The following is a 6,065-nucleotide window of genomic DNA, read 5'->3' as shown; positions in this document are numbered from 1 at the left end:
GCAGGAACTATGAATCCTCATACATTTTTAAGATCTTTAGGCCCAGAACCCTGGAAAGTAGCTTATATAGAACCTTCCAGAAGACCTGACGATGCAAGATATGGAGAAAATCCTCATAGGGTTTATCAACATCATCAATTGCAGGTAATATTAAAGCCTTCACCAGAAGATGTACAGGATATATATTTAAAAAGTTTAGAGGCTATAGGTATAGAACCATTGAAACATGATATTAGATTTGTAGAGGATAATTGGGAAGCACCTACATTAGGAGCATGGGGCTTAGGTTGGGAAGTATGGCTAGATGGTATGGAAATCACTCAGTTTACTTATTTTCAACAAGTTGGAAGTATAGATTGTGAACTTGAATCAGCGGAATTAACTTATGGCCTTGAAAGAATAGCAATGTATATTCAAGATGTTGATAATATATTTGACATACAATGGAATAAAGATATTAAATATGGGGATATATTTAAACAAGCGGAATATGAACAATCAGTCTATAGTTTTGAAAAGGCAGATATTCATGCATTAATAAAATTATTTAATATGTATGAAAAAGAGGCACAAGAATGTATAGAATCTGGGTTAGTAATGCCTAGTTATGATTATGTCTTGAAATGTAGTCATATTTTTAATGTCTTAGATGCTAGAGGAGCTATTAGTGTTAATGAAAGAACCCATTATATATCTAGAGTTAGAAATATAGCTAAATTAGTGGCTGCAGAATATTTAAAGGAAAGAGAGAAAATGAATTACCCTCTTCTTAAAAAAGGAGGTAATAGAAATGAATAAATATTTATTAGAAATAGGGGTGGAAGAATTACCAGCAAGATATGTTGACCTTGCTTTAGAACAACTTAAGGAAAAAGGAGGTCAACTTCTAAAAAAAGAGAGAATAGGATATGAAAATATTTCAGTTTATGCAACTCCTAGACGTCTAGTATTAGTAGTGGATGGTATAGCTGAAGAACAAGAAGATCTAGAAATATTAAATAGGGGTCCAGCTAAAAAAATTGCCTTTGACGAAGATGCTAATCCTACAAAAGCTTTAGAAGGTTTTATGAGAGGCCAAGGTGTAACTATTGAAGAAATAATCCTTCAAGACTATAAAGGGGAAGAATATGTTTATGCAAATAAAATTATGAAAGGAAAGCTTGTTAATGAGATACTTAAAGATAAGATTCCAGGTTTAATAAAAAGTATTCAATTTCCAAGATCTATGAAATGGGGGGGGAAAAATTTAAGGTTTGCTAGGCCTATAAGGTGGATACTTTCAATTTTAAATGATAAAGTAATTAATTTTAAATTAGAAGGTATTGTAGCAAATAATTTTACAAGAGGCCATAGATTTTTAGGAAGTAATAATATAGTGATTAACCATGTTGATGAATATTTCGATAAGTTAAAGGATAATTATGTAATAGTAAATCAAAATGAGAGAAAAGAAATAATAGAATATGGTTGTAATAAATTAGCTAAAGAAAAAGGAGGGAATCTACAGCCTGATGAAGAATTGTTAAATGAGGTGGTAAATATTGTAGAATACCCTACACCTATAATTGGTCGAATTAAAGAGGAATACTTAAGGCTCCCCAAAGCAGTTGTGGTAACTCCAATGAAAGAGCAATTAAGATATTTCCCAGTAGAAGATGATAAAGGTAAATTACTTCCATATTTTATTACTATTAGAAATGGAAATGATGAGTATTTAGATATGGTTATAAAGGGAAATGAAAAAGTATTAGGAGCGAGATTAGAAGATGCTAAGTTTTTCTATTTGGAAGATATAAAGAAACCTTTAGAAGGGTATGTAGAAAATTTAAAAACTACAATATTTCAAGAGGAATTAGGAACTTTATATGATAAGACTATTAGAGTTCAAAAATTAGCTATAAAGATAGGTCAATATCTAGAGGTAGGAGAAGAAACACAAAAGAATATTAAAAGGGCAGGATATTTGTCCAAAGCCGATTTAGTTACTTCTATGGTAGATGAATTCGCTGAATTGCAAGGAACCATGGGTAGACAATATGCCATGAATTCTGGTGAAAATGAAATTGTGAGTTTATCCATATATGAACAATATTTACCAAAGTTTTCTGGTGATAAATATCCAACTACAACAGCTGGCTCAGTACTTAGTATAGCTGATAAATTAGATACAATATCAGGTAGTTTTGCAATAGGTATACACCCTACAGGTTCTCAGGATCCCTATGGCTTAAGGAAGCAGGCTTTAGGTATTATAAACATCTTACTTGATAAAAAAATGAACCTATCTTTGGGAGAGATTATTGATTATGCACTATATATTTATGTGGACGAAAATGGTTTAATTTTTGATTATGAAGAAAAGAAGAAAGAAATACAAGGCTTTTTTAAGAATAGAATTAGGAATTTATTCATATACATGGGCATGAGATATGATATAGTAGATGCAGTATTAGAGACAAATATAGATGATGTATATGATTTAAAATTAAGAGCAGATAAGTTAAGCCTGTGGTTAGACAAAGAAGAAATAGAGGAAACTTTAGTGGCTTTTAATAGAGTATCAAATATTGCTAAAAAGGCAGAAAATGATGAAGTAATTAAAGAGTTGCTAATAGAAGAAGAGGAAATCAATTTGTATGAAAGCTTTAACCGAGTGGAAGAAGAAGTATTGAAATTATTGAATAATAAAGAGTATGACAAAGCCTTAGAACAATTTAGCAGTATCAAAGAACCAATTGATAAATTCTTTGACCAAGTAATGGTAATGGTTGATGATGATGAAGTTAGAAACAACCGATTAGGATTACTTAAGAAAATATTCAATACAATGCTTATGATTTGTGATTTATCAAAGGTAGTTTATAAATAAAGATCACAAGATAGGGTGGTGATTGATATTCAATTAAACGATAGACAGGAAAAAATAATAGATATTGTGAAAAATAATCAGCCTATTACAAGTGAAGCTATTGCAAAAAGGCTTAAGCTTACAAGAGCTACCCTAAGACCAGATTTAGCTATTTTAACAATGTCAGGAATATTAGATGCTAGACCAAATGTAGGTTATTTTTATACTGGAAAGACAGCCCTAAGTTTCTTTTCAGATAAAATAAAAGGTATAAAAGTAGATGAAGTAAAATCGGTACCTATAATTGTGGATGAAGAAACTAGTCTTTATGATGCAATAGTAACCTTATTTCTAGAAGATGTGAGTTCTATAGTTGTAACATCTAATGGATTATTAACAGGTGTAATATCTAGAAAAGATTTTCTGAAAAATGCCATTGGAGGATTAGATTTAGAGAAAATTCCTGTAGGTGTAATTATGACTAGGATGCCAAATATTGTTATGGCTTTTTCAGATGAAAATATACTTGAAGCTGCTATAAAGATAATAGATCATGAAATAGATAGTCTTCCTGTAGTAGAAGAAGTGAAAACTAAAGATGGAGAAATAGGTTATAAAGTCCTAGGAAGAATTACTAAGACCACTATAGCAAGGTTATTTGTTGAACTTGGGAAAAATGATTAGGGGGGTCACATATGAAGAAGAATATTATAGTTTATATAGTATCGGACTCCATTGGAGAGACTGGTGAACAAGTAGCTAAAGCTGCTGTAAGCCAATTTAGTCCAGAACAATATGAATTTAGAAGATTTCCATATATTATAGAAGAGGAACAAATGGCAGAAATACTAGAAGAGGCTAAAAATGAAAATGCCATTATTGTTTTTACAATAGTTATAGAATCTTTAAGGAAATTTATTATACGGGAAACGGAAAGACTTGATATACCAACTGTTGATTTAATGTCCCCAGTATTGACAGCTATTGAAGAGGTACTTGGATATCAACCTAAGAGGGAATCAGGTTTAATTAGAAGGTTAGATGAAAAGTATTTTAAAAAGGTAGAAGCTGTAGAATTTGCAGTAAAATATGATGATGGGAAGGATTCAAGGGGAATAAAAAAAGCAGATATTATTTTAGTTGGTGTGTCTAGAACTTCTAAAACACCATTAAGTATGTATTTGGCTCACAAGAATTATAAGGTAGCAAACGTGCCTTTAGTACCAGAGGTACCCCCGCCTGAAGAATTGTTCTTAAAAGATATAAGAAGGGTTTTCGGTTTGGTGGCAAATCCTATTAAACTAAATAAAATAAGGCAGGAAAGATTAAAATCACTAGGTCTTAGTAACAATGCTAATTATGCAAGTATAGAAAGAATTAAAACAGAACTTGAATATTCTAAGAGAATAATGGATAAACTTAATTGCAAGACTATAGATGTATCAAATAAGGCAGTAGAAGAAACTGCAGGAATGATTATTGATATTATGAAAGAAAACTTTGGAGAGGAAATGTTTAGATAGAAGTGTTGTTAAGGCAGCACTTCTTTTATTGTCTAGGTAAGTATATTTTTTATACAATAGAAAGAATAAAAATAATAAAGGATTATAGGCAAGTTTGTTGTATATATTAGTGATAGGTTTTATTATTTAAAACTTGGAAAAGGGGTAAATATATGAACATTAGACAAGGAATTGAAGAGTTAGAGAAAGATACTTTGTCTGTTCAAGCTATATTTAGTAGTAATACAAAAGGTAGGTTAATAAAGGAAGGAAAATGTAAAGTTAGGACAGAGTTCCAAAGGGACAGAGATAGAGTTATTCATTCTAAAGCCTTTAGAAGATTAAAACATAAAACTCAAGTATTTATAGCTCCTGAAGGAGATCATTATAGAACAAGACTTACTCATACCTTAGAAGTTGCCCAAATATCCAGAACTTTAGCAAGAGCTTTAAAATTAAATGAAGATTTAACAGAAGCCATAGCCTTAGGTCATGATTTAGGGCATACACCCTTTGGACATACAGGTGAGGCTGTATTAAATAAATTACATCCAAAAGGTTTTAAACATAATGAACAAAGTTTAAGGGTTGTAGATATTTTAGAGCATAATAAAGATAAAATAGGGCTAAATTTAACCTATGAGGTAAGAGATGGAATATTGAATCATTCAGGAAATAATAAACCTAAGAATCTAGAAGGGGAATTAGTTAGAATTGCAGATAGAATTGCTTATATAAACCATGATATTGATGATGCTATAAGAGCTAGAGTAATTTCTAAAGAACAGTTGCCAGAGGAGTGTATTAAAATATTAGGCGAGACCCATGGAGAACGTATAAATACAATGATTTTAGATATTATTGAGGAAAGCTTATGTAAAAAAGAAATTAGAATGAGTAATTTAATAAATTATAATACTGAAAAGCTAAGGGATTTTATGTTTGAAAATGTTTATTTAGATAAAGATGCAAAAAAAGAAGAAGAAAAAGCAAAATATATTATTACACAAATATATAATTATTACACCAACAATTTAAATAGATTGCCTAGAGATCATATTAGTTTTTATGAAAAAAACAATTTACCTAAGGATGATATGGTATGTGATTATATAGCGGGTATGACGGACAGGTATGCTATTAAAACTTTTTATAATCTTTTCATACCTAAACTTTTTATAATCTTTTCATACCTAAACCTTGGGAAAAATATTAAAAAGAAGGATTATTAACTTTTATGTCGAATATATGAAGGTGATTTGTTATGTCAGCAAATATAAGTGAAGAAACTATAGATAGAATTCGTTCTAGTAATGATATAGTCCATATAGTATCTCAATATCTTGATTTGAAACGGACAGGCTCTAATTATGTAGGATTATGTCCTTTTCATAGTGAAAAGACTCCATCTTTTACAATAACACCATCAAAGCAATTTTATCATTGTTTTGGTTGTGGCGAAAATGGAGATATAATTAGTTTTATTATGAAGATGGAAAATTTAGCCTTCCCTGAAGCTGTTAAATTATTAGGAGATATGGCAGGAATAACAATTGAAGAAAAATCTGTAGATGTGAAAAAACAAAAAGAGAAGCAAAAATTTTATAACTTAAATCGAGAAGTAGCAATATTTTATTTTAAAAATTTACAACAGGATAAATTAGCACAAAAATATTTAGCAGATAGGTCTATTGGGAAAAGTACTATTAGAAACT

General features: G+C 30.2%; 6 protein-coding genes. All 6 read left to right on the top strand.

What is annotated here, in order from left to right:
* Positions 1–798 (top strand): glycine--tRNA ligase subunit alpha (glyQ, locus tag VK071_09025; protein HLR35444.1); only part of this gene is annotated, 798 nt, incomplete at its 5' end.
* The gene (glyS, locus tag VK071_09020) at positions 791–2,869 is read left to right on the top strand and encodes a glycine--tRNA ligase subunit beta (GenBank protein HLR35443.1); all 2,079 of its coding nucleotides are present in this window, start codon (positions 791–793) and stop codon (positions 2,867–2,869) included. The genes glyQ and glyS, both read left to right, overlap by 8 nt.
* Before the next feature lie 18 nt (positions 2,870–2,887).
* Positions 2,888–3,532, top strand: a complete 645-nt coding sequence (locus VK071_09015; GenBank protein ID HLR35442.1) for a helix-turn-helix transcriptional regulator — start codon at positions 2,888–2,890, stop codon at positions 3,530–3,532.
* An 11-nt stretch (positions 3,533–3,543) separates the two neighbouring features.
* Positions 3,544–4,371, top strand: coding sequence for a pyruvate, water dikinase regulatory protein (locus VK071_09010; GenBank protein HLR35441.1), 828 nt, complete (start codon positions 3,544–3,546; stop codon positions 4,369–4,371).
* Positions 4,372–4,523: 152 nt separating this feature from the next.
* Positions 4,524–5,582: a deoxyguanosinetriphosphate triphosphohydrolase gene (locus tag VK071_09005; protein HLR35440.1), complete on the top strand. Its 1,059-nt coding sequence runs from the start codon at positions 4,524–4,526 to the stop codon at positions 5,580–5,582.
* Between the two features lie 32 nt (positions 5,583–5,614).
* A partial coding sequence (locus tag VK071_09000; GenBank protein HLR35439.1) for a CHC2 zinc finger domain-containing protein occupies positions 5,615–6,065 on the top strand: 451 nt, incomplete at its 3' end.

It is taken from the genome of Tissierellales bacterium (assembly GCA_035301805.1).
GTDB lineage: Bacteria > Bacillota > Clostridia > Tissierellales > DATGTQ01 > DATGTQ01.
The sequence above is the reverse complement of the archived record's forward strand: the minus strand, read 5'-3'. Positions and strand labels throughout refer to the sequence as shown.

Bases quoted from the DNA above. Each gene is read 5' to 3' on its own strand.
- glyS (HLR35443.1), top strand. From the start codon at position 791: ATGAATAAATATTTATTAGAAATAGGGGTGGAAGAATTACCAGCAAGA.
- VK071_09010 (HLR35441.1), top strand. From the start codon at position 3,544: ATGAAGAAGAATATTATAGTTTATATAGTATCGGACTCCATTGGAGAG.
- VK071_09005 (HLR35440.1), top strand. From the start codon at position 4,524: ATGAACATTAGACAAGGAATTGAAGAGTTAGAGAAAGATACTTTGTCT.